The sequence below is a fragment of the Marinobacterium jannaschii DSM 6295 genome (genome assembly GCF_000620085.1).
Lineage (GTDB): Bacteria > Pseudomonadota > Gammaproteobacteria > Pseudomonadales > Balneatricaceae > Pontibacterium > Pontibacterium jannaschii.
The window spans coordinates 118,073-143,744 of record NZ_KK211069.1 but is presented as its reverse complement, the minus strand read 5'-3'; the positions used below and the strand labels follow the sequence as shown (position 1 = coordinate 143,744).

Annotated in this window: 19 protein-coding genes and 1 pseudogene; 6 read left to right on the top strand and 14 right to left on the bottom strand. The window is 52.7% G+C overall.

All coding sequences use genetic code 11. The features are described 5' to 3' along the window. A partial coding sequence (locus Q354_RS0123165; protein ID WP_027859700.1) for a transposase occupies positions 1-237 on the bottom strand: 237 nt, incomplete at its 3' end. 72 nt (positions 238-309) lie between these two features. Here Q354_RS0123165 and Q354_RS27000 point away from each other — a divergent pair. Then, positions 310-1,302: pseudogene (locus tag Q354_RS27000) on the top strand (IS256 family transposase); the annotation flags it as partial. A gap of 158 nt (positions 1,303-1,460) precedes the next feature. Here the strand turns inward: Q354_RS27000 and Q354_RS0123155 are convergent. Both Q354_RS0123155 and Q354_RS0123145 read right to left on the bottom strand, forming a co-directional pair. After that, positions 1,461-1,760, bottom strand: a complete 300-nt coding sequence (locus Q354_RS0123155) for a hypothetical protein (protein ID WP_156948467.1) — start codon at positions 1,758-1,760, stop codon at positions 1,461-1,463. A gap of 1,348 nt (positions 1,761-3,108) precedes the next feature. Next, on the bottom strand, positions 3,109-3,783 hold the full coding sequence (locus tag Q354_RS0123145) for a hypothetical protein (protein ID WP_156948466.1): 675 nt from the start codon (positions 3,781-3,783) through the stop codon (positions 3,109-3,111). A gap of 194 nt (positions 3,784-3,977) precedes the next feature. On the opposite strand from Q354_RS0123145, the gene Q354_RS0123140 reads away from it, so the two are divergent. After that, entirely contained in the window at positions 3,978-5,024 is a 1,047-nt protein-coding gene (locus Q354_RS0123140; RefSeq protein WP_027859696.1) for an IS110 family RNA-guided transposase, read from the top strand. A gap of 464 nt (positions 5,025-5,488) precedes the next feature. Here Q354_RS0123140 and Q354_RS0123135 read toward each other — a convergent pair whose 3' ends face one another. The 3 genes from Q354_RS0123135 to Q354_RS0123120 all read right to left on the bottom strand — a co-directional run bounded on the left by Q354_RS0123135 (position 5,489) and on the right by Q354_RS0123120 (position 10,069). Further along, positions 5,489-6,118 carry a hypothetical protein gene (locus Q354_RS0123135; protein ID WP_027859695.1) on the bottom strand — a complete coding sequence of 210 codons (630 nt, stop codon included), beginning with the start codon at positions 6,116-6,118 and terminating at the stop codon, positions 5,489-5,491. 816 nt (positions 6,119-6,934) lie between these two features. Continuing rightward, positions 6,935-8,752, bottom strand: a complete 1,818-nt coding sequence (locus Q354_RS27735) for a diguanylate cyclase (RefSeq protein ID WP_051560575.1) — start codon at positions 8,750-8,752, stop codon at positions 6,935-6,937. A 414-nt stretch (positions 8,753-9,166) separates the two neighbouring features. Then, on the bottom strand, positions 9,167-10,069 hold the full coding sequence (locus tag Q354_RS0123120) for a LysR family transcriptional regulator (protein ID WP_156948465.1): 903 nt from the start codon (positions 10,067-10,069) through the stop codon (positions 9,167-9,169). Positions 10,070-10,172: 103 nt separating this feature from the next. On the opposite strand from Q354_RS0123120, the gene Q354_RS0123115 reads away from it, so the two are divergent. Next, the gene (locus Q354_RS0123115; protein ID WP_027859693.1) at positions 10,173-11,315 is read left to right on the top strand and encodes an oxidoreductase; all 1,143 of its coding nucleotides are present in this window, start codon (positions 10,173-10,175) and stop codon (positions 11,313-11,315) included. A gap of 133 nt (positions 11,316-11,448) precedes the next feature. On the opposite strand, the gene hutH is transcribed toward Q354_RS0123115, so the two are convergent. The 5 genes from hutH to Q354_RS0123090 form a co-directional block, all read right to left on the bottom strand. Further along, positions 11,449-12,981 (bottom strand): histidine ammonia-lyase, encoded by a 1,533-nt coding sequence (gene hutH, locus Q354_RS0123110; protein ID WP_027859692.1) that lies wholly within the window; start codon positions 12,979-12,981, stop codon positions 11,449-11,451. Between the two features lie 56 nt (positions 12,982-13,037). Further along, positions 13,038-14,711 carry a urocanate hydratase gene (gene hutU / locus Q354_RS0123105; RefSeq protein ID WP_027859691.1) on the bottom strand — a complete coding sequence of 558 codons (1,674 nt, stop codon included), beginning with the start codon at positions 14,709-14,711 and terminating at the stop codon, positions 13,038-13,040. A gap of 90 nt (positions 14,712-14,801) precedes the next feature. Beyond that, positions 14,802-16,085: an imidazolonepropionase gene (hutI, locus tag Q354_RS26985; protein WP_051560581.1), complete on the bottom strand. Its 1,284-nt coding sequence runs from the start codon at positions 16,083-16,085 to the stop codon at positions 14,802-14,804. 304 nt (positions 16,086-16,389) lie between these two features. Beyond that, positions 16,390-17,100, bottom strand: coding sequence for a histidine utilization repressor (gene hutC, locus Q354_RS0123095; protein ID WP_027859690.1), 711 nt, complete (start codon positions 17,098-17,100; stop codon positions 16,390-16,392). Between the two features lie 93 nt (positions 17,101-17,193). Then, on the bottom strand, positions 17,194-17,775 hold the full coding sequence (locus Q354_RS0123090) for a hypothetical protein (protein WP_156948464.1): 582 nt from the start codon (positions 17,773-17,775) through the stop codon (positions 17,194-17,196). 219 nt (positions 17,776-17,994) lie between these two features. Here Q354_RS0123090 and Q354_RS0123085 point away from each other — a divergent pair, with 219 nt between their 5' ends. Both Q354_RS0123085 and Q354_RS29055 read left to right on the top strand, forming a co-directional pair. Beyond that, a complete protein-coding gene (locus Q354_RS0123085; RefSeq protein WP_027859688.1) occupies positions 17,995-18,618 on the top strand; it encodes a MipA/OmpV family protein in 624 nt (207 codons plus the stop codon). 13 nt (positions 18,619-18,631) lie between these two features. Further along, a complete protein-coding gene (locus tag Q354_RS29055; RefSeq protein ID WP_169828931.1) occupies positions 18,632-18,739 on the top strand; it encodes a MipA/OmpV family protein in 108 nt (35 codons plus the stop codon). 131 nt (positions 18,740-18,870) lie between these two features. Here Q354_RS29055 and Q354_RS0123075 read toward each other — a convergent pair whose 3' ends face one another. Continuing rightward, complete coding sequence (locus Q354_RS0123075) at positions 18,871-19,602, bottom strand: GntR family transcriptional regulator (protein ID WP_036231298.1); 732 nt, start codon at positions 19,600-19,602, stop codon at positions 18,871-18,873. A gap of 782 nt (positions 19,603-20,384) precedes the next feature. On the opposite strand from Q354_RS0123075, the gene Q354_RS0123070 reads away from it, so the two are divergent. Then, complete coding sequence (locus Q354_RS0123070; RefSeq protein WP_245601119.1) at positions 20,385-21,671, top strand: NCS2 family permease; 1,287 nt, start codon at positions 20,385-20,387, stop codon at positions 21,669-21,671. Positions 21,672-21,763: 92 nt separating this feature from the next. On the opposite strand, the gene Q354_RS0123065 is transcribed toward Q354_RS0123070, so the two are convergent. Beyond that, the gene (locus Q354_RS0123065; protein WP_027859685.1) at positions 21,764-24,340 is read right to left on the bottom strand and encodes a hybrid sensor histidine kinase/response regulator; all 2,577 of its coding nucleotides are present in this window, start codon (positions 24,338-24,340) and stop codon (positions 21,764-21,766) included. Beyond that, positions 24,333-25,478, bottom strand: a complete 1,146-nt coding sequence (nosP, locus tag Q354_RS0123060) for a nitric oxide-sensing protein NosP (protein WP_027859684.1) — start codon at positions 25,476-25,478, stop codon at positions 24,333-24,335. The genes Q354_RS0123065 and nosP overlap by 8 nt, the downstream gene beginning before the upstream one ends. Between the last annotated feature and the right edge of the window lie 194 nt (positions 25,479-25,672).

Sequence of the window (25,672 nt, the reverse complement as noted above, 5' to 3'; positions counted from 1 at the left end):
AATCTCAGCTTTGAGGCGCTCTTCGGCATACATCTTCTTGAGGCGACGGTTTTCTTCTTCAAGCTCTTTCATGCGAGCCATGAGCGAAGCGTCCATACCGCCGTACTTGGCGCGCCATTTATAGAATGTAGCGGAACTCATGCCATGTTCACGGCACAGCTCAGGCACAGGCGTACCTGCTTCAGCTTGCTTAAGAATCGCCATGATCTGGCTGTCGGTGTAACGCGATTTTTTCATGCAGAATCTCCTGCGTGTAGATTACGAGAAAATTCTACTTTTGAGCACCGCTAATTCTCGGGGGGATTACCCTTTGAGCTGGACACGCCCCGTGATCGCAACGGCTCTTTTGAGCCACAAACGGTTAAGAAACATCAGACCCGGCTCACCGACGAGATGGAGCGGAAAATCATCTCATTGTTCGCCTTGGGGAACAGTTACCAGAACATCCGTGAACACTTGGTAGACCTGTACGGCATGGAAGTCTCTAATGGCACAATCAACTCCATCACAGACCGCCTGGTTCCAGAACTAAGGGCTTGGCAGGAGCGTGAGTTAGAGGCGGTGTATCCCTTTGTTTGGCTGGATGCCATTCATTACAAAATCAAAGAAAACGGACGCTTTATCTCCAAGGCGGTCTATACCATCCTGGGGTTGACCATCGAGGGGAAGAAAGAATTGCTGGGCCTGTATATCTCCGAGAGCGAAGGCGCACGCTACTGGCTCAATGTGCTGACGGACCTGCAGAACCGAGGGGTAAAAGACATCCTTATCGCGTCTGTCGATGGTCTGAAGGGCTTTCCCGAGGCCATCGAAACCATCTACCCCCATACCGAAGTCCAGCTTTGTGTGATCCACCAGATCCGTAACTCCCTGAAGTATGTGGCCAGCAAAAATCAGAAAGCCTTCATGTCGGACCTGAAATGCGTGTACAAAGCAACGACTCAAAATGCAGCTGAGCAGGCGCTGGACGAACTGGAAACGAAGTGGGGTCAGCAGTATCCACTGGTGATTAAAGCATGGCGCAGTAAATGGGATAACCTGTCAGTATATTTCAAGTATCCAGAGTACGTACGCAAGGCGATTTATACGACGAACGCGGTTGAAGCGGTGCATCGTCAGTTCCGAAAACTGACAAAAACCAAGGGCGGCTTCGCCAATGAAACGGCTTTACTCAAACTGCTCTATGCCGGTATGTTAAAAGCCTCGGAGAAGTGGACGCACCCCGTGCAAAACTGGAATCTGACACTGTCTCAGTTGAGCATCCACTTCGAAGGCCGGATCGACGAATACGTCGATCTGTAAAACCCGGATGACACAGAACTATGAACACCCTCGACACAGAACTATGAACACCCTCAGAGAGCCAAATTGTGCGATACCGAATTGGAAGTTGTCCTGATTCAGAACAACCTCCTTAGTAATCACTAACTAGTCTGCTAACCCGTTCCCACTTTCAAATATTAGGCCGTAAGCTCACGACGAATACGCTGAAATTCTCCTCCTTGATCAGGGAAAGTAAGAATGGAGCGGTAGGGATATCCTTCTTCAGTAAGGTTGAATATTATACTTATCTTTGAAGCTTCTTGATCAATATTGAAAGTTAACACATGATTTTTGTTAAAAAAGGCTTCACCATCTGAGTTGTACTCCAAACATCCAACGTTACTTCCACCAGCCACTTCATCCGTAATCCCATCTTTAAGATGCACTCTAACGAATTGTCCATAAGTCGTATCATTACAGACTTGATTAGCTTCCATGATGCTTCCCATAATTTTCCCTATAAATTAAGTTTTAAATCCAGCGTCTAGGGCTCGTTAACGCTGGCTGTTGAGTCTAATCGCTGCGTATCAGGAAATTATTTTTCGAACACCTGACCCTTATGGGCAACGATGTAGTATGGCTGCCGCCTTAAACTTTTCTGCGAACTCGAACAGCTATATCAGCTTACTAGTTTCCTAATAGCAGTACTGCTTTTTACTACTTCTGCATTCGGCTGGCAAGCAGCCTTCGAAAGATCTCTCTCGATAGCTAAACCACCAAGATACGATATAGCCGAACCAGGCTAAATCTAGTCGGCATATAAGTGAAAAACCAGGGACTCCCTTAGAAACATCCACCTAGAATCACCGACTGAATACGGTCAACCTCAGGTCGCCCCAAGCACCGAAAATCACCGCTGTGACTGAGTTAAACCTTTGACCCAGCTGTTCCCCACCTGTCCGGCGTATAGCTTCAGCCGTTCGATTCTTCTCAAAGCACGACTGAGCTGCAATCCCCTTAGCTGCATCGCACGTAGCCACTATTCAGCATCAATGCCGAGGCGCTATAGTATCGGCGGCAGATTACCTGGAATACGACCGCGCTTATCCTGGCTGCAACAACGCCCGTTCCAGTCGACCAGTTCCAAATAGTCCGCCAAATCAAACGGTACAGCCCGTTCGATATCAGACTGCTTCGGTGACAATGCTTTGAGCGCCAGTGACGCAGTCTCAGCCGGCTGCTACTGATACTCACGTATGCACTTGTTGTATCGAGGTAAAATCAGAGCGCTCCGGGCAATCGGCGATCGCTGCCCGAATGGGGTTCAGATCGACATACGCCATACAGGCCAGCAGCCCCTGAGTTTTAAATCGACCTTCCTAATCAGTAAACACCGTCTGTAAATTTTGGTGGGTGTCCTTTTTCTCTGTAACGAGTCCGGTAGCCGGAGGCTGCGAACTGCAGTAACCAATTACGTTGCACTACGTAGTCTCTTGATCGATAGAAAGAACATAACTAACAGCATTGGCACGAACCAAGCGTACATTCCGAGCATTACTCCATCTACTGAAGAAAACTGATGCGCTGATAGGACTATTTTTAATAGAGCGACAATACCGATTACGTGAAATAGCCAATGTATATCTTTCCCTTTCAACGTCTTAAAAAGCACCACAGCAGGAACCGCAAGAAGAGCCCACCAAGCTACGATTGATGATTCTAATGGTCCGGTATAAATCTCCATTACCATCATCAATAGCTGAAAGAGCGTATACACGACTAGGTAAACCCACAGCAACCCCCTTAAAAACTTCATTAGAATCCTCTTGAGACATAACGTCCAAATCAGCCAGCGCTGTCAGGCATCGGCTGTATTTTCTTGCTCTGCTCCGCTACAAGATGCGTTTTGAACTGGACCATAACAGGTAAAGTCATTAGACCTATGATTTGAACCAGGCCAGATGTGACGATGTTCGCTATGATTCCAGAAATTGGAAGCATACCAAATACTAAGATGAGCACATACTCAATTGCATAAATGGCAAGCCATACGCCACAAAGAAGAAAAGTGACACGGAAAACCCTGCCCTGCAGCAAGGAAGCGCTAGAAGCCACTGCCTCAATTGGGCCTTGGTTCTCCTGCAATATATAGATTGGCGCAAAGAATGAAGCGGCCATGATAATGACCCCTAGAATTATGAAGATCATCATGCCAAGCATCGTAGCTATACCTATATAGGCCGCTGCCATTATGTAGATGATGATTTTTGCAGAAGTAACCTCAACTGCCTCACCCCTAGACTTGAAGAGAACTTGAAGGCCCGCAAAGGCAACCATGGCCTGAAGAATCATTTCTACTGCAGAGAGCAGGAACTCTACAAAGCCATTTAATTTCTCACTGAATACGGTAGAGACAGCACTAAGAGCTACGACAGCAACTATCCATGGCAATGTTGCTATTACCAAGGGCTTTAGCTGGACTAAAAATTCCGACCAACTTTCCTTCAGAACTTCAAGCATAGTGATCATCCATGTTTTTGAGCATAACGCCTCGACTTGTGGAAAATTTGCCTTTAGCTGCGCAGTCGCGTTAATTTGTCCAGCACCAGCTTGCTCGTGCGGTGCAACATCACTTTGATACTAATTGAGCCTTCTCCGTTCAGCCAGGCATTTACCTAGGCTGATAGGTGACCAAACCAATCCGGAGAAGGCTAATGAGATTCTACACCAATAATCACCACTACTACTGTGGTATCGATCTACATGCCGGGGTCCTGTATGTCTGCATCCTCGACGCGTCCGGTAATGTCGCTGTTCACCAGAACATTCCGGCCACCTCGATTGATCTGATTGACGTACTGGCACCATTTTTGAGGCAAGACCTGGTCGTCAGGGTGGAATGTATGCATTGCTGGTACTGGGTTTCCGACCTCTGTCGGGACTTCAAAATTCCGTTTGTCCTTGGGCACGCACTTTATATGCGTGCTATTCATGGTGGCAAAGCCAAAAATGACAAAATTGACTCCCTCAAAATTGCCCGATTAATTAAGGGTGGTATGTTTCCTCTGGCATACGACTACCCTGCCGACATGCGTGCAACCCGGGATCTACTCCGGAGACGCGAACACCTGATGCGTAAACGGGCTGAGTTGCTCGCCCATATTAAAAACACCAATAGTCAGTACAACCTGTCTGCCATCAATCTAAATCTGCGTTACGTGCAAAACCGGGCAAAAATCAAAGATCGCTTCGACGATCCCAGCGTACAACGCAGTATGGATATGGACCTCCACCTGATCGATTTCTATGATCATGAACTCAGCGTGATCGAGTGTTTCATCGAAAAACAGGCGAAACAACACGGCTATCAGGACTATGTCTCGCTGCGCTTGATACCCGGTATCGGCCAGATACTGGCCCTGACCATTCTCTATGAAATCGGTGATATCCGGCGCTTTGAACGTGTCCAGCAGTTTGCTTCATACGCCCGACTCGTGAAGTGTAAAGCGGAGTCTGCCGGCAAACGCTACGGCACTTCCGGTGCCAAAATCGGCAATGCTCACCTGAAATGGGCTTTTTCAGAAGCCGCTGTCGGCTACCTGTGTTCCCCCCCCCCCAAAGGTCAGGCATATTTAGCAAAACTACAAAGACGCATGAGTAAAGCCAAAGCCCAGTCAGCCCTCGCTCACAAGCTGGGCCGTGCCGTATTTTTCATGCTCAAACGAAGGCAGGTGTTCGATGAAACTCAGTTCCTAAGTTAAGCGGAAGCTGTCCAAGCGAAACACATAGCGGGCGTCATACGGTTAAAGTGATCAATAAGAGGGCCGGACAATCCGGTAATACCTGAGGCCTGACCTCTTCACCTCAGTATCACACTCACCGACAGCCCGGGGCCTTGATGAGATGGGCAGCTTCCGCACCTGAATCTAATAATTCGACTGTGTACGCTCTGACTGATCCCGCTACTAACGGGTACACCCAGGTGATCCAACCCTCCTTGAATAGGACAGTCAGAGTTACCGAGTAATTTCTAGCGGCCCATTCGGAGCCGGACTTCCGATATGGCAGCACTTCTGGTGCGTAAGAGACCCTCTATATGTGTTTGTTACCACACAGTAGGCAACTCAAAGAAAGACGAAGTATGTCGATCGAATTATTAAAGAGTACCCATGAGGAAAGCCTCAGGGGCTATTTCGCCTATTGACTTGGGGACGGCTCATATGTGTTATGCAGGGCCAAAATATTTAACTAATGCGAATGAAATAGCTGCACCGAATGAGCCTGATACAAGAGCTATTACTAAATCATCTTTTTTTCTTTTGAGAAATGATTGTTTAGTATTTTTTTCTTCGGTTAATACAACAACTTTATTATTAATTTGGTACTTAATTACAGGGTAAATACTAAGAAGCACTATCAATAGCATTGCAGCTGCATATTTATATTGGCCTGCTACAATGAAAGCCCCGAAACCAATGGCTGGCAAGGCTGATAAAAAATTAGTCACTTTACCGAAATGACGTCGTTGCCGATGGTTTAGTATGTCGCTTATTTTTGATACAACTCCTCTTTGAGAGGTATTGTCCTCACTTATGTATATACGAACACCAAAAGTCCTTAGATCTATTGAAATATATGGCTGAGATGTTCGAATGTAGATATCAGAAAATCTATCTGTGTCAGTGTTGCGCACTAGTTCATCTAGCTCTTCTGGCTCCACCTCATGATATTCCCCTGTTTGAAGCTTAACTTCACCACAAGATTCAGTAAGGATGTTAAGTATCTCCCTGACGTCATTCAGGTAGAGAGTGACGGATGGGAAGTCTTCAAAAGATTTATTTGCAGATCTTTTCATATTTCCTGCTTACTGAATGTGAGGGGCAACGCTTCGCTCACAAGTCCTGCTTATGCTCTTTATAAGCAGGACTTGTGCAGCGACTTGTTGGACTGCACCGCCGTGCGAAAACATCCGCCACTGACGATATTAAAGGTGGTTCCACTGAACTATTCAGTGTGAGATTTCTCCGAAACCGATCAATTATCCTGATAAACCAGCCCATATCCCGATGCAGCCTTGCCGTGAACTCGTCGGTATGCGTCGTTCAGACGCGCATTCTGCGGTTCACGGTACAGCAAAAATACCAACGGAGATATTGGACATTTTCTGAATTTCACTCGTTTGAGATAACTCAGCCCACTAACAGCCCATTTAAAAACTATTGTTAGAAGTGTTCTGATGATATTTATCAGTCAGGTGTCAGCTCCAACAGTCAATTTGACGGATATCTCCAGAACATTGATTCAATAATAGTGGGTAAGTGTATTATTCTACTATCATCTTTAAGCATTATTCCAAAGTCCTTCTGTGGAAAATTGTCAAAGTGGCGTCTATCCTTGCACACCTCTTCGCCATATAAAACCACAGTATAATAATTTCTATGTCTTCGCCATTTATACGTGCATGCGTGATCAGGTTTGTGGCGACATTACAGTAAATGTTGGATTCCCGATGACTATCTTAACCACCGCAGTGTAAATCTGTATCTGTAAAACCAGACACCACTTAGTGAGGGAAAACAAAGCACAGCGTCATAAACAAAACCTTGGAAGGGGCTATTAAGCCCCTTCCACTGATAGCTCAGTCGCAAACCAACAGGTCAACGCAATCTGCTTAATACTGTTCATCCTTCCACATATCCCGGGTAAAGCGTACCGCCTGATTACGGCCCGTATCTTTGGCCTGATACAGGGCTACATCGGCATATTTCAAACCCTTCCACAGAGACTCATCATCGCCGGGGAATTCACTCACACCAATGCTGATGGTCTTGGTGATGCGTTCGCCCGTATCCAGGGTAAATTGATGGTCTTCAAAGGTCTTACACATCTTCTCAGCAATGGTGAGGGCTTCTCCTGGCTCTACATCCACCAGCATGATGAAGAACTCCTCGCCGCCAAAACGGAAGATAAGGTCTGCATCACGCACGCTGTTCTTCAGGATCTTGGCGGTTTCAACCAGGATCAGATCGCCCGCATCATGGCCATGGGTATCATTCACCTGCTTGAAGTAGTCCAGATCACACATCAGCAAGCCAATGGTCTTCTTACGACGTATGGCCCCCGAACAGATATTAGTGGCGGATTCCTGCAGGAAACGGCGGTTATGCAGACCGGTAAGGGGGTCAGACAAAGCAGACTCTCGTAATGTGGCGGTCAAGCGCTTGGACTCAATAACCGGCAAGGCTTCCTTGATGTATTGAGCGGCCTTATCCACCTGATCGGTCACATTCAGACGGGTTTCATTGTCCTGCTCACCCGTAAAGTTAAACTGCACCACGCCAATGGTACTGCCACCAATGGTCATAGGAACGCACACGTGGTGGCTATTACCATGATCGATGAACTGCTTACAGACCTTCGGGAAATCGTATGAGCTGATGGCATGGCCAGTGCGTTTAGCCTTACACAGATTGCAGTTATCCAGTATTTCCTGATTACAGACCTGATTGTTCTCGTTCAGGGTCAGTGGATACACCTGCTTCATGCGCTTATGGATATCATCCACCTCAAAAATCACCGGCGATTCCAGCTTGAGATCCTGAGTGAATACATCGTAAAGGCGGGAATAAACATCCTCCATCACATCATCTTCCTCAATCACCTTGCGGAAGGTAGTGAGGTCACTGATGGACTCCATCAGCGCGTTAAACTCGCTGGAGAGCGCACCAATTTCATCGATAGAGGTGATGGCAATACGTTTACGGAGATCAACATCCCCCTTGCCCTGAGCCACATCTTTCAGGCCGTCGATCACCCGTTCCAGACGTCGGGTCAGGGAGCTACCCACCCACCATGCCAGCGCCATGGTAAGCAGGGCGAAAAAAACGCCTCCGGCAATAGCCAGGTTGCGCAAGTTGAGGATCTCTTCCTGCACATCATCCAGATAGATGCCGCTGCCTACGATCCAGCCCCAGGGCTTGAAACTCTTGACGTAAGAGAGCTTGGGTACCGGCGCCTGCTCACCGGGTTTGGGCCACATATAGTCCACAAAACCCGCACCATAAGCGTTGGTAACGTTAACGAACTCTTTAAAAAGCAAAGTCCCGTTGGGGTCAGCAAAGTCGCTCAGGTCTGTGCCGTTCAGCTTAGGGGCTGTGGGGTGCATCACCATGCGGGGGTGGGTGTCATTGATCCAGAAATATTCCCGACCGCTGTAACGCAGGCCATTAATGGCCCGCTTAGCACGCTCTTTGGCCTCCTCAGTCGATAGCTCATGATTCTCCACCAATGACTGATAGTGGGTCAGTACACCAAAGGTCACCTCCACCGCCTGACGGGTGGCGTCCTTCTTACCTTCCATAATGCGTGACTCAATGTGGGGGATAAACACCATAAAGGTAACAGCCAGGATAATTGATACCCCGATAAACGAGGTCAGCAGGATTTTTGGCAGGATTGGCCAATTGCGCAGATACAACGATTTCAGCATGGCGTGCTCAAACTAACTACCTGATAGGACGGTCATTATTTTTGAAAATTAACATTAAAGCAATGACCGCCGTATATATGGGATATAGAAGTCTGTCGCTTTAACTCTCTGTATTTAGATTATTTATCTGCCTCATAAGGCGAACCCTTCGGCTCTGCTGCGAAATAACAACGGGTTGAATACGCTATAGAGAGCGAACCCATCCTTTAATGTAGCGCGCTAACACGAGCGTAATCCGCAATCGACCAGAGTAATGCTGGCTATATTTGGTGCGCGTACCCGGCGCCAGAAATACGGCGAATAGAGATCGGGATAATAGTTCTTTTAGCGACAGTGTTAATTCACACAAATAAAGATCGAACGCTCAAGTAAATGGGCTTGAAGGAAACATGCTCACACCGCTGGTATTTAATATCATTCGGCCTGATTCAAACGCCGGTATAAAAAGTCCTGCAGCAATTTCAGGCGGTGTGGAGCCATATGGTCTTTTGGTCGGAGGGCAAAGAGTGACAGGGCTTCAGTATCGAAATCGGTCAATATCGGCGTTAGGCGACCGCTGGCAAGATCTTCATTCACCATAAACTCTGGAATCAACATGATGCCCTGCCCGGCCAGCAATGTCGTATGCAGGAGCTTACTGTTGTTCGACTGCAGATAGGGGTCGATATAGAGGTCCAGTGTTTTTCCATCCTGAAAGAACTGCCACTTAGGTGTCGCACCCGGATTGAGGTAGATCAGGCAGGCGTGTTGTTTCAGCTCCTGAGGATGAAGCGGCGTACCATTTTCTGCCAGATACTCCGGGGTGGCACAGGCGATATAACGATACTGGGTGATGCGCTGGCACAGTAAGGCGCTGTCCGCCAGCTGGCGACTCAGGCGCAGCACCAGGTCATACTCCCCTTCCAGTACATTGACATGCTGATCATTGAGCTGGATATCCAGCCGGATCTGCGGATACATTGCCATAAATTCGGTCAGTAGCGGTGCCAGGTGACAGAGGCCCCAGGTCATGGGTGCACTGATACGCAGCTTCCCCTGCGGGCTGGCCTGGGTTTCGGTCAGCTCATCTTTCAGCGCCTTCCACTGCCCCAGCAGTGTTAATGCCTGCCGGTAGCAGCGTTCGCCACTGTCGGTGATCTGCATATGCCGGGTGCTGCGCTTGAACAGTGTAGTTTCGAGTTCTTCTTCCAGGCGCTCAATCGACTTAGATACCCGAGCAGCCGAGATCTTTAGTCGCCCTGCGGCTGCCGTAAAGCTCCCCGACTCCACTACCGCTTTCAAAACCCTGAGGCTTTCGAGTTGATTTATACCGGCCATATTCAATAAAAAGTTATTAAAGATTCAATTAAGACCGATATTCACACTCTTTTTATTGGGTGTCAAAGTAGCCGGGACTTCAGACAACCCGGAGAGTTTAACCATGACAACCGCATTTTCAGCACTGTTTGAACCCGGCCGTATCGGCCACCTTAACCTTCGCAATCGGCTTGCCGTTGCCCCAATGACGCGGGTCAGCGCCAATGACGATGGCACTGCGACTGTGCCTATGCGTGACTACTACCAGCAGTATGCCAAAGGTGGTTTTAGCATGATTATCAGCGAGGGCCTGTATACCGATCAGTTATACAGCCAGTGCTATCAGCAGCAACCCGGTATCAGCAGCCCAGAGCAGGCTGACAGCTGGTCTGCCATTGTCGATGCGGTTCATGCCAAAGGCAGCGTGATCATTGCGCAACTGATGCATGGCGGTGCGCTGTCACAATTCAACAAATACCGATCTGAGGGTCCGCACTCTGCAGGCTACGGGCCTTCAGCAGTACAACCACTGGGCGAGCAGATGAAAAACTACTACGGATCTGGCACCTACCCGGTACCAACGGCAATGACACCGCAGGATATCAGGGACGCTGTACAGGGCTTTGCGGATGCTGCGGCCCGGGCAAAATCAGCCGGTTTTGACGGGGTGGAGATTCACGGTGCTAACGGTTACCTGCTTGATCAGTTCCTGACGAATTACACCAATCAACGCGACGATAAGTACGGTGGCGACCTGAAAAATCGCCTGCGGATCTATCTTGAGATTATCGACGCGGTGCGTAAAGCGGTCGGGCCGGAGTTTGTCGTTGGCGTACGCTTCTCACAAACCAAGGTTAACGACAGCCGCTACAGCTGGCCGGAGCAGCTGGAAGCCGCCGAGGAGATTTTCGGCGCGATGCGTATCGCCGAGGTCGATTACCTGCACACTACCGAGCCTCTGCTGACCCGGCCCGCCTTTCAGGCTGACAGTACGGCTCCTGATGGCCCTTCACTCGCCACCCTTGCCAAACAGGCCAGCGGCTTACCGGTGATTGCTAACGGCGGAGTATCAAAGCCGGAGCTGGCTGAGACGGTACTGGCTGATGGCCAGGCCGACCTGATCGCGCTGGGTACAGCGGCATTGGCAAACCCGCTCTGGCCGCAGTCGGTACTGAACAATAAGGCCCTGAAGACCTTTGACTACGCCATGCTGTCACCCATCGCTAATCTCGAGTGCGCAGATCGCTATTTTGCGGCTGCAGATTAGTGGGCTTGTAGCTTTCAGCACTGTGCATTCCTGCCAGTACAGGCTTCGCTATAGGGCTGCACACTGAAAAAAGAAAAGCCCCTGCTATCTGTTGATGGCGGGGCTTTCTTCGCTTCCGGAAAACGGATTAGCCTCAGAAACCGGGCAGTATATTATCGGGCATATAGCGGTTAAAGGTAGCCCGCTGAATCAGCGCCTTGGCCGCTTCGATATCCGGTGAGAAATAGCGGTCTTTATCATAAAACCCTACCACTTTACGCACTTCGGCTTTGGCCTGCTCCAGTAGCTGACTGGACTTCAGCGGCGCGCGGAAGTCCAGTCCCTGACAGGCGGCCAGCATCTCGATCGCCAGTATGCCCGCCGTATTGTCAGCCATATCACGCAGACGACGCGCCGCGAAGGTCGCCATTGAGACATGGTCTTCCTGATTGGCTGAGGTTGGCAGACTGTCGACTGATGCCGGATGAGCCAGGCTTTTGTTTTCCGATGCCAGTGCGGCCCCGGTGACCTGGGCGATCATAAAGCCGGAATTCACCCCGCCATTGTTAACCAGAAACGGCGGTAACTTGCTGAGGTTGGTATCGATCAGCAGGGCCATCCGACGTTCTGACAGCGATCCGATCTCGGCGATAGCCAGTGCCAGGTTATCGGCGGCCATCGCCACCGGCTCGGCATGGAAGTTACCGGCAGAGATAAACTCATCTTCGTCAGCAAATACCAGCGGGTTATCAGACACCGAATTGGCCTCGATCAGCAATACATCGGCGGCAGAACGGATCTGTTGCAGGCAAGCCCCCATCACCTGGGGCTGACAGCGCAGGGAGTACGGGTCCTGCACTTTTTCGCAACGCTGGTGAGAGGCACCCAGTTCGGACGCGTCGCACAGCAGGTGACGATAACAGGCCGCCGCATCGATCTGCCCCGGCTGGCCGCGTACCGCATGCACCCGGTGATCGAACGGCTTGCGGCTGCCCAGCGCGGCTTCCACGGACAGAGCACCGGCGACGGTTGCGGCGGCATACATATCCTCGGCAGCAAACAGCCCCTGCAGAGCAAACGCCGTCGACGCCTGAGTACCATTCAACAGCGCCAGCCCCTCTTTCGGTGCCAGGGTGATCGGCTGCAAACCTGCGATCTTCAGCCCCTCGGCCCCGGACAGGCGCTCGCCCTTGTAAGTCACTTCACCCTCACCCAGCAGCACGGTGCTCATATGGGCCAGCGGTGCCAGGTCTCCGGAGGCGCCAACCGATCCTTTCTGTGGCACACAGGGATAGACTTCGGCATTGAGCAATGCGATCAGCGCATCCAGTACCTGCAGGCGGATACCGGAGAATCCCCGCGCCAGCGAGTTGAGTTTCAGTACCATCATCAGACGGACGCTGTTCTCATCCATTAATTCGCCAATGCCTGCCGCATGGGAAAGTACGATGCTGCGCTGTAATAACTCCAGATCCTGCGGCTCTATCAGGGTGTTTGCCAGCAGGCCAAAGCCGGTATTGATGCCATAGACGACACGGCCCTGTTCCACTACCCGCGCCACGGCTGCACTGCTGGCGTCGATGCCTTCAATGCTGGCGGGATCCAGCTCCAGGCGCACTGCTTCATTGTTAATCCGACGCAGTTCAGCCAGGGTCAGCTGGCCGGGTTTAAGGGTTAGGCTTAGCATTATTTTTATTCCTTAAATTCAGTCGGTTAGGTTACTTATCTCAACTAGCTTTGCAATCAGTCCTGCAACATCGGAAGATCAAGCCCCTGCTCTCTGGCGCAGTCTTTTGCAATCTCGTAGCCCGCATCGGCATGACGCATCACGCCACTGGCGGGATCGTTATGCAGCACCCGGCCGAGGCGCTTTGCCGCCGCCTCGGTTCCATCAGCGACAATCACCACGCCGGCATGCTGGCTAAAGCCCATACCCACGCCGCCGCCATGATGCAGTGAGACCCAGGTAGCGCCACCCGCGGTATTGAGCAGCGCATTCAGCAGCGGCCAGTCAGATACTGCATCAGACCCGTCCATCATCGATTCGGTTTCCCGGTTGGGGCTGGCAACCGAGCCGGAATCCAGATGATCACGGCCGATCACCACCGGCGCTTTCAGTTCGCCATTCTTAACCATCTCGTTAAAAGCCAGTGCCAGACGCTGGCGGTCTTTCAAGCCCACCCAACAGATCCGTGCAGGCAACCCCTGAAACGCGATCCTTTCCCGCGCCATATCCAGCCAGTTGTGCAGCATCGGGTTATCCGGGATCAATTCTTTGACCTTCTGATCCGTCTTATAGATATCCTCCGGGTCACCGGACAGCGCTACCCAACGGAATGGCCCGATCCCTTCGCAAAACAGCGGCCGGATATAAGCCGGTACGAAGCCCGGAAAGTCAAAGGCATTATCGACACCGACTTCAAACGCCATCTGACGGATATTATTGCCGTAATCGGTGGTGGCCGAGCCACGCGACTGCAGCGTCAACATGGCACGGACCTGTATCGCCATCGACTCTTTGGCCGCCTTCACCACCGCCGCTTCATCCTGCTGGCGCATTTGGGCAGCGTATTGCATCGTCCAGCCCTGCGGCAGATAACCGTTCAGCGGGTCATGGGCGCTGGTCTGATCGGTAACACAATCCGGTGTGATGCCGCGTCCGACCAGCTCGGGATAGATATCGGCACAGTTGCCCAATAGTCCTACCGACAACGCTTCTCCTTTCGTGTTAGCACGGTCGATCATCTCCAGGGCTTCATCCAGCGAGTAGGCTTTCTTATCGAGGTAACCGGTACGCAGGCGGAAGTCGATGCGGGTCTCATCGCACTCCACTGCCAGGCAGCTGAAGCCGGCCATAGTGGCGGCCAGTGGCTGGGCACCACCCATGCCGCCCAAGCCACCGGTCAGAATCCAGCGCCCTTTGGATTCACCAGAAAAATGCTGACGCGCCATCGCGGCAAAGGTTTCATAAGTACCCTGCACAATGCCCTGCGAACCGATATACACCCAGGAGCCAGCCGTCATCTGGCCGTACATCATCAGGCCTTGCTTATCCAGTTCGTTAAAGTGCTCCCAGTTTGCCCAGTGCGGTACCAGATTGGAGTTGGCGATCAGCACCCGCGGTGCGTCTGTGTGGGTCTTAAACACGCCGACCGGCTTGCCCGACTGGATCAGTAGCGATTCATCCGCCTCCAGCCGCTGCAATACTTCGATAATCTTGTCATAGCACTGCCAGTCACGGGCAGCGCGGCCAATACCGCCATACACCACCAGATCTTCCGGGCGCTCTGCGACGTCCGGATGCAGGTTATTCATCAGCATGCGCATCGCCGCTTCGGTCAGCCAGCTTTTACAACTGAGCTGGGTGCCGGTCGGGGCCTGGATAACACGGGTACTGTCGTGACGCTGGGAAGACATAATATGACCTCATATCGGGTGGCTGGGACTGCTGCGATGTCTGACAGCGCAGCAGTCTTTGCATTTCTGATTATGTATTTTTAAGTATTGTTACCGGCGCAGGTCGGTACTTCCGCCCCGGTTAGTGAAAGTCACTTCGCCGTCGAAAATTCGTTGTCTGATCGGGTTGGTGCCAAACTGGCAGGCCAGTTGCGCCGGTCGCTGGATATCCCACAGCACCATATCGGCGCGCATACCAACCCGAAGCTGACCCAGCTGATCGGACTGTCCCAGGGCCCGGGCGGCATGGCGGGTGACCCCTGCCAGCGCCTCTTCCGGGTTCAGTGCAAACAGGGTGCAGGCCATATTGAGCATCAGCTGCAGGGAAGCGATCGGGGAAGATCCCGGGTTGAGGTCGCTGGCAATTGCGATCGGCACGCCAGCGCGGCGCAGCGTTTCAACCGGCGGTCGCTGGGTCTCTCTGAGATAGTAGAAGGCACCCGGCAATAAAGTAGCGACGGTACCGTGTTTTGCCATCGCGTCGATCCCTGCCTGATCGAGGTATTCCAGATGTTCGGCCGACCAGGCCCCGAATCCGGCCGCCATCTCCGCCCCATGCAGATTGCTCAGCTGCTCGGCATGACATTTAATGCCCAGTCCCGCCTGGTTAGCGGCAGCAAAAACCCGGGCACACTGTTCCGGGCTGAAAGCGATGGTTTCACAGAAGGCATCCACCGCATCGGCCAGATTCTGTCCAGCCGCGGCGGGAATCATCTCGTCGCAGACGAGATCGATATACTGATCTGCCCGCCCCTTATACTCCGGCGGCAGTGCGTGGGCCGCCAGCAGACTGGTGCTGATACGGACCGGATAGATCTCGCCCAAACGGCGCGCCGCCTGCAGCATCTTCAGCTCTGATTCCGTGGTCAGGCCATAGCCCGACTTAATCTCAATCGTAGTGACCCCCTCGCGGATTAAGGCTTCCATACGCGGCCGCGCCATCGCTACCAATTCATCAACACTGGCCGCCCGGGTTGCAGTCACCGTAGACAGAATCCCGCCACCCTGGCGTGCAATCTCTTCATAGCTGGCACCGTTAAGCCGCATCTCCGCTTCATTGACCCGGTTACCGCCAAACACCAGATGGGTATGGCAGTCGATCAGCCCCGGTGTGATCCAGCCTCCGGCAGCGTCGATAATTTCACCATTGAACGCAGAGAGATCAGCCTGATCCTGTAGAGCGATCAAACTGATCAGTCCATCTTTCACGCCGATAAGATGTCCGGTCAGTGCCCCGTAGGGTTCGGCCCGGTCAGGATCAAAGGTTGCCAGACGGGCATTTAGCCAGATCCGGTCGCAGCGGTTTAGCGCGATAGTATTTGCAGTGTCATTCATCTCTAAACACTCATCGAAGCTTTTATCGGCTGTCACTGGTTAGAGGAACCGGGCTTCGGTTACTGCCTGTGATCTATCCAGTGACCTATTGTATATACATTTATATACCATTAAATTTCCGAGGGAAACCTCTCCACACCTTCGATTGGACAATTTTTTTACAGCAGGGATCTGCCTGTGATTTCAGACCATAAGAATGCGGCTGTGATTCAGCTCGAATCACAGCCGTATTTTCAATTACAGTATGGCCCTGTAGATAGTCGCCTGACCAGCGTCAGGGCATCGGCGGTGGTGGCCGCAAATCTCAGCCTGACAGGTTTGCCAGCGAGCGTAGCTTGTAACGTGAGCCGGGATGGGTGAGGCGGGCAAAACTGATCAGATGACTGTCAGACCATGTGCGGCGATTGACCAGCAGGCAAGGCTCACTCGCGCTGATATTCAACAGCTGGCAGGCCGTCGTGTCCGGCAGGATGGCTTCAACGATATGTTCCACATTGGAGACCGGACACACTTCTGAGAGATATTCATTGGGGGTTTTGCGGGTAAAGTCCTGAGACAGGTAATCAGGCACCCAAGCTGGAGAGACAAAACGCGCCTCCAGTTGAATCGGCTTGCCATTCTCCAGATGCACCAGCTGACTGTGATAGACCGCGCTACCCACCGGCAGGCCCAGCTGCATCGCCACCTGCTCGTCAGCTTCCACCGTCGCCATCGAGATCAGCTCACAACTGTACTGATGACCACGCAACCTAACCTCTTCGGCGATATTCTTTACATCCAGTAACGGTGATTCGGCTTTCTGGTCACTGACGAAGGTGCCCAGTCCCGGATGGCGGTTGAGGGCATTCTCCTGCACCAGGTCGCGGATCGCCTTATTCACCGTCATGCGGCTGACGTCAAACTGACGGGCGAGATCAACTTCGGCAGGAATCTTCTCTCCCACCGCATACCTGCCGGACTGAATAGCCTGCTTCAGGTATTCCTTGATCTGAACGTAACGGGGCTTGGTACTCACCTGAAATCCTGCGTCTGCGTGAACGATGACGCTATTGTATATACTTTTAATCAGATCATGAAATATCAGGCTCTGTCACTCTGCGATAGCCCGCTACCAGCCCGCCTCCGGCCAGCTGATAGCGGTGACTTTCAGATCAGCCTCCAGTGCCTGCTCCAGCGACACCTGTTCCGGATTGATATCAACCGTGGCTGCCAGTTGTTGGGTGGACAGGCTGTACCAGATTTTTCCGCCGCCGATAAAGTTGTGGTGGTGAGCCGCACCATATCTGAATTTGCTGTCACGCTTGGCCACCAGCGAACGGATTCCCTCCCCAACGCGGATACCATACTGGTCCGGTATTTCGGCGCTGTGGATCTGTAACAGGTCAATATCTACGGCCTCCGCCTGGATATCTGCGGCGCTTTCAATAAAGGATGTCAGCGAGAATAACACCTCGCCCTGCTGATTGATCAACTGGTAGTAGTGATACGCCAGCGAATCGCCCTCTGCGCGCTGATAGTGTACCTGCAGCGCCGGAAACAGGGCCTGCAATGACGGGCCGGATATACGCGTCTGTTCAGACAGCTGCAGAGGACCCAGCCGGTCTGCGCTGAGCGTAAGAGAATCATCCCTGTCACTGCATCCAGCCAGAGTTACAACCACCACCATCACTGTCAAAGCGCACCACTTCATTAACGTCTCCCTAAAATTGCTGCCGGTGGGTTCGGCTCCAGGCTGTTAGCCACACGTTGCTGGCACGAGCTACCAGACTTCCTTAGCTGATCGGCTTTTCTCACTTTCACCTGGCCGGCAATAATAGTTGCAGCACCGCCCCAGCCGTTAACGTGATCTTAACCCTTGATCTTTTAGCATGGCGGCAAAAATACAGAATATCGAATCCAGGAGCCTTTCATGTCTCATAAGCGCCATATTATCACTGCTGCGGCCGCCTCTTTATTATTACCCGCCGCAACTCAGGCCGAGGAGCTTGAAATTGGCCTGGGCCTTGGTATCAGTGCCGGACAATCTATCTACCGTGGCGTGGATACCCAGTATCAGGCGATCCCCCTGCTGAACCTACAGTATGGTGCCTTTTACCTTGAAGGATTCGAAGCGGGCTATCAGATCGCCGATAACGATCGCTTTAACCTCTACGCCGCCCTTGCAGCAGATAGCCTCGACGGTGAGAGAACAGACGGCGACCTGCTGGATGACCTGGGTGATGCCGACAGCGGCGTTAACCTCAAGCTGGGTGGTGAGTTTTACACCCCGGCCGGTATCCTTGGTGGCTATATCGCACAGGATGTCAGCGATGAACACGAAGGCACCGAATTGAATCTTAGCTGGGCTGTGCCAACAAAGCTGGCTGGCGTGCAACTGAAACCGGCGGTCTACGCCACCTGGATGAGTGATGAGCTGACCAACCACTACTACGGTGTCTCGGCTGCTAACAGCCGTCCGGGCCGTGCCGCCTATACGGCGGATTCCGGCTGGCGCTATGGCGTCGAAGTGATGGCACAGTATCCCCCTGTCTGAACAGTGGATCATGATGGGCGGCGTAACAGCAGAATGGTACGGCGATGAGGTGACCAACAGCCCGATCGTCGAAGACGACAATGCACTTTCAGCCTTTATGGGCGTCAGCTACCGCTTCTGATTGTTGCGCCCCCCGGTGTAATCCAGAGTGCAATCCAGAGTGCAATATAGATGAAGCCTGCAAAAAGAAAGGGCCGCTGAATCACTTCAGCGGCCCTTTCCAGGTGTTAACACGCGGGCTTATTATTGCGTCTAGCGGCTAATCAGATGCGAGAATACCGCATGCAGGTCGTCAGATGCGCCCTCGCCATCCAGGTTCAGCTTGGCTTCGATATGATCCAGATGGTGCATCATCAGCTCGACGGCTTTGGCCTGCTCGCCGGACTCAATGGCGGCGATCAGCTGATTATGCTCATCAAAGGAGCAGTGTGACTTACCACCGGTCTCATACTGGGCGATGATCAGAGATGTCTGGGAAACCAGGCTACGCTGAAAGTTCAGCAGCGGCGCGTTTCTAGCCATCTTGGCCAGTTGCAGGTGAAACTCACCGGATAGACGGATACCTGCACCGCGGTCGCCGCGATCGAAACAGGCTTGCTCCTCCACCACCATGCCACGGATGATTTCAATCTGCTCCTTAGTCGCATGCAATACCGCCTGTTCTGTCACCGCCTGCTCGACAATACGGCGGGCCAGAAATACCTGCCTCGCTTCATCTATCGTCGGACTGGCAACGACGGCTCCCCGATTGGGCCGCAGGATAACGATCTGTTCATGGCCTAGACGTGACAGTGCGCGTCGGATGACGGTACGGCTGACGCCGAATATCTCACCCAGTGCTTCTTCATTCAACTTAGTGCCGGGCGCCAGACGCTGTTCCAGGATGGCATCAAAGATATGTGCGTAGACCACATCATCCTGAGTTCCTGCTTTACTGGTGCCTTTTACAGGCTTGTTTGTGCTCAGTTGCTCTTTTACTGACATAAGACTCTGTCCTGGCTTTTTCTTTCCCGCCTCTGTTGCTACCTGACAAAGCGGAATTTCCTATACCTGTATCGCAGTCCCAATGACCAGGCTGATTCCAGGCTGACAAGCACCTTAAATAGTACACAATAAGGGTTATTTTGTACACATGACAGAGCCTCCACTCATTGCGCAATGTGACATAGAGTCCTGGCCGAACAATCCGGTGCTTCAAAGGCCGAATAGAGCTCTGGAAGCGCCTGATTCTGATTAATCGCTTAATATTCACTGAAAAAATTGCATACATTACAACGTGAACAGCCGCCATACCTTAAAGCACCAGGAATAGCGATTTTTTTATCTTTAATATCAAACAATTAGATAGATATTACCGATAATTTTCTGATCTGAATACGGCACTACAACAAGCAGAAAACGGAACAAGCACACAACAAAAACGGATGCAGAATAGAAATTTTCATATACAAATAAGCATTCATTATTGGAATCGATTGTACACAATGCAATAATGACTCTCGCAACCAATTTGCAATACAGAGTGTTTAGTCGCCTGTAGCCCGGTTAATCCAGCCTCTGAAATCTGCCTTTCAGGCAGTCAGAGATGAAACGACAGGTCACAGGCCCCCACCTCAAGGGCACCGTGAGCAGCACGCTAATTAATAACAACAAACCGGCGTACTGGAACCACAAACAACAAATGAGGAACACAAGTTGTGGATAGCGTTAAACAAGAACAACTAAGCGCGGAATTCTCTCAGAACGATGAAGGCAACCGTAGCTTTCTGGATCGCTTTTTCAAACTGAAAGAGCATAACACCAATATCCGGACTGAATTGATTGCCGGCCTGACAACCTTTGTCACCATGGCTTATATCATCTTCGTCAACCCCAACATCATGGCAAACGCCGGTGTCGACCACGGCGCCGCCTTTGTAGCAACCTGTTTAGGTGCTGCATTGGGTTGTTTCCTGATGGGCTTGTATGCCAACTGGCCGGTAGGCCTGGCACCGGGCATGGGGCTTAACGCCTTCTTCACTTACTCTGTTGTCGGTGAGATGGGTTACGACTGGCAGGTTGCACTGGGGGCTGTATTTATCTCAGGGGTGATCTTTGTCATTCTGAGTATCTACAAAATCCGTGAAATCATGCTTAACAGCATTCCACTCAGCATCCGCTATGCGATGGGCGCCGGTGTTGGACTGTTCCTCGGTATTATCGGCCTTAAGACTGCAGGTATTGTGGTCGACAACCCGGTAACGCTGGTCTCCCTGGGTGACTTCAGTGACCCACGTGCCTTGCTTGCCGGTGTCTGCTTTCTGGCGATCGCCGTCCTCTCCTACCGTAATGTTTTCGGTGCCGTTCTGATCAGCATCCTGGGTGTCACCGCCATCGGCTGGGGCTTAGGTCTGGTTGAGTATCAGGGCCTGGTTTCAATGCCACCTAGCATCGCGCCGACCTTCCTTGCACTGGATATTATGGGTGCACTGGATATCACTATGGTCAGCGTTATTCTGGCGTTCCTGTTCGTGAACATGTTTGACACCGCCGGTACCCTGATGGGGGTTGCCCACCGTGCCAACCTGATCCGTCCGGATGGCTACATTGAAAACCTCAGCAAATCACTGAAAGCCGATTCTGTGTCCAGTGTTGTCGGTGCCGGCCTGGGTTGCCCACCCGTGACCAGCTACGTAGAAAGTGCTTCAGGTGTTGCGGCAGGTGGCCGTACCGGTCTGACCGCAGTCGTCGTTGGCGTGCTGTTTGTTGCGGCGATGTTCCTCTCTCCGCTGGCCGGTATGGTGCCTGCCTATGCCACCGCCGGCGCGCTGATCTACGTCGCCATGCTGATGATGACTGGTATGAGTGAGATCACCTGGAAAGATCTGAGTGAAGCGATTCCGGCAATCATCACCGTGGTGATGATGCCGCTGACCTTCTCCATCGCAAACGGTATCGCGCTGGGCTTTATCACCTACACCGTGATGAAACTGGCCACCGGACAGCGTGAGCAGATCTCTATCAGTATCTACGTGCTGACCGCGGTATTCGTCGCCAAGTTCGTCTTCCTGTAACAGAGCGCTGTAAAAGATCGCCCGCAGCGCGGACTCCTGCAATGACGTCAGGTCATTGCCGGGGCCGCGCTGCGGGCGATCTCATTTCTGAATTAAACCAGTGTTTCCAGCATATGCATCAGGGTGGTTTTCAGCTTCAGCGGCCGGACCGGTTTATTCATCAGCATATAGCCCAGCTCACGAATCTCTGCTTTTAACTCTTTGCTGTAATTGGCCGTGATCATCAACACCGGCAGCGGCATATCGATCGCCCGCCTCACCCTGGCGGCAGCATCTATACCGTTGTGACCGTCATCCAGATGGTAATCGGCAATCAGCAGATCCACTTCTGCCGCCTCGGCATCGACCTTCTGCAGCAGATCCTCCGCCGAAAGTGCCGTGGTGATATCAGCCCCCCAGCCGGTCAGCAGGGTTTCCATCGCTTCGCAGATGGCCTGATCGTTATCGATCACCCAGATTCGGGCACCGGCCAGTCGCTCGATGATATCCGGCAGCACCGGCGTATGGCTGAGGTTGTTCGGCAGCGTCTGCCCATAGGGGACTTCAACCGAGAATACCGATCCGGCACCTTCGACTGAGGAGACCGATATCTGGTGCCCCAGTACTCCGGCGATCTTGTCGACAATGGCCAGCCCAAGGCCCAGCCCTTTATCCTGACCACTTCCCGGACGCTTCAGGCGCTCGAACTCCTGGAAGATCTGCACCAGTTTGTTCTGCGGAATACCGACTCCGGTATCCCATACCTCTATGACCAATCCAGTTTTACGATGGCGGCAGCCCAGCAACACCCGGCCACCTTCGGCGGTATAACGAATCGCATTGGAGAGGAAGTTACGCAGGATACGGGCGAGCAGCTGGGAGTCCGAGTGGATGACCGCATTGCTGGGCACAAACCCCATACGCAGGTTTTCACTCTCGGCAATACGGCTGTATTCGGTCGCTATGTTCTTCAGCAGGTCGTTGACGTTAAACGAGATCTTATCGGCGACGACAACCCCGGCGTCCAGTTTTGAGATATCCACCAGAGTACTGAGCAGTGACTCCACATCCTCCAGCGAGTTGCCGACGGCCCGGGTCAGGTTACGGGTCTCACCCTGCAGCGGATGCTCGCTAAGCGCGCCAACAAACAACCGGGCAGCGTTCAGTGGCTGCAGCAGGTCATGACTGACGGCGGCAAGAAACTTGGTCTTGGAAAGGTTCGCCTGCTCCGCCGCTTTAGTGGCCTCACGCAAGCGGTTTTCCATCAGTCGCCGTTCGTCGATCTCGGAACGCAGCTGATCGTTAAGATCGGTCAGTTCGGCAGTACGCTCTTTGACCCGTCGCTCCATATGTTCGTAGGCATTCTGCAACTCGATAGCGGTGCGACGGCGCTCGGTGATGTCACGGATCATCACGAAGAAACCCACCGCCCGGCCGGACTTATCCATGTTGGGTACGTAGGCTTTCAGCATGTAGCGCAGTTCGCCATCGGCATTACGTTCATCCAGCTCGAAAGAGACACTCTCGCCGGCAAGCGCTCGCTCAATATAGGGCGTCAGCCGCGGCATCTGATCCTGACCATGCACCAGACTGATATGTTTGCCGTTCAGCGCATCCCGAGGCCAGCCATACCACTCGTCATAGACCTTATTGGTAAAGCGGTAACAGAGGTCTTCACCTACATAGGCGATCAGCGCCGGGACATGGTCGGTGATCAGGCGAATCCACTGCTCACTCTGGCGCAGGGTTTCCGCATAGCGATGGCGCTCGGTGATATCGGTATAGGTTGCCACGTAGCCACCGCCGGGTAGCGGATGGCAACGCACTTCGATTACCTGGCCATTGTCACGCCGCAATTCGATATCGGCGAACTCTTCCGGCTGCTGCAACGGGCGCAACAGGTTAGGTTCTGCGCCGATCAGGTACTCGATGCAGGTATGGTCGGAGATATGCTGGTTTTCCAGCCCGAGCAGTTCGAGGAAGCGTCCGTTCCACAGCTCCAGCTCGCCCTGATTATTGATCAGCACGACCCCCTGAGACAGGTTATCGACCGCACTCTGCAGCAGTTCGGTTTTCTGTGCCAGCGCCTGTTCGCGGCGAGCGGTTTCAGCAGCTTTGAGGTCGCTGATATCGGTATAGAGTACCACCAGGCCGCCATCACTGGTCGGCCGTTCACTCATCTGCATCCAGCGCCCGTCACAGAGCCTGAATACCTTGCTGCCGTCATTATTGGCGCCATACTCCTCACAGATCAGGCCGTGCTCCAGCGACAACCGGCGTACGTCCTGGATGGCGGTGCCGGTTTCGATGGTGACACCGGAACCTTCCCAGAATTCGCCAAAACGATTGTTGAACAACACAATACGTCGTTCACGATCGAACAGCACAAAGGCATCGGAGATGCTCTCAATCGCATCGGTCAGGCGCTGATGGGCAGTGGCAGCCTGATCATTGGCCTGTTGCAGGGCGTGATGACTGACTTTGAGTTCAGACAGTGCCGCATTCAGCGCCTCGGTGCGTTCACGCACCTGCTCAGAAAGGGTGACCGAATGTTCGAAGGCAGCATAGGCGCTTGAGCCCTGCGAGCCGCTGGATTCGATCCGCTCAATCAGCACGCGGTTAATCCGCCGCAACTTACTATTTTCGTACTCCAGCGCAGCCAGCCGCGCTTCAAGCGCCGGATCAGTCATGACCTGAGCCTCCGATTGCCACCGCCGTAAAGGTCTGGTTCACATGCATCCCTTCGATATGTTCACCATAGGTATTGAAGCCAATAACGCGGTTTTCCCGCAGGAAGTCGGACATCTCCCGGTCACGTCCGCGATACTCGGTTTCCAGACGGCGCAGGAAACAGTCGCAGCCGATCACCAGTTGCGGCTTACCGATCTTCTGGCCGATACGCTCCATCTCCTGCTGCAGTCCCGGCATCATATCGCCCGGTTTCATCACCGTCAGGACGATGCCGTTTTCGATGGCACAATAGAATGTCAGGCTCTGGTCATCATTGACCCGCTGGATGGAGCGCACATAATAGTCATCGCCCAGCCGCACGCCGATCGGTTTCAGCGCAAAGGTCTCAAGGTCCAGCTCTTCCAGCGGCACGCCAACCGCCCGGGCGTACTCACGCGCCGCCGGTTCAGCGTTTATCTCCTGCACCGTGCGGCTTTCACTGTCGGCTGCCGTCACTACCAGCTTCTCCTGCTGGCTTTCCATATGGTGGGTGCTGAACACCTCAAAGTCGCAATCGGTATTAAACAGCATCACCACGGCGGCATCGGTACGGAAACGGCCATTCACAAATACATGGGTATGGGCCAGGTGGATGTCGTCACCGGCCGAACCGCCAAAGTGCGGAATACTACCCAGTGCCGCATTCAGCGCCAGCAGTACGTTCTCTTCTTCACTGGACAGTCCGTCCAGCAGGGTCAGGGCAAAGCTGTTGCCCTTAATCGGTGCGACCTGTCTTGGCCGACAGCCTTCCATCAGTTGCCCGACCAATGCCTGCGCATCGGTCAGCCTGAACCCTTCCAGCGTCTCGATGACGGCAGCCTCAACGGCGAAGTGTTTGCGATTAAACCCAATCGCCGTAATGCAACCCTGGCCATAGCCCTGCGGCGTGATCTCGCCGGCCGTAGTGCAGCCCGCCAGCGGCAAGTCACCGAAATGGGCCTCCAGCTCGCTGGCCAGCCGTTCCAGGTCATACTCAGCAGAACAGAAGAACAGCACAAAGCCCAGTCCGGGTGAAGACAGTTGCTGATAGAGCTCAGCCGCCGCCTGCTGCGGATTCTGGCTCTCGGAAAATGCGGATGTTACGGATTCTGAATTCATCACCTGTTCTACACCTGGAAAACGCCTGATCTAATCCCATACTAGCGACAGGGCAATAGTCGGAAAATACTACTTGCGACCCTGCACCTATGTCGGCCCCACCGTCAAAGTTGCCGGAAACACGGGGAAACAGCAGCTATATAACGCTAATCGAAGGCAATTTCTGTTAATCCACTGACAGCGGCCTGTCCGGC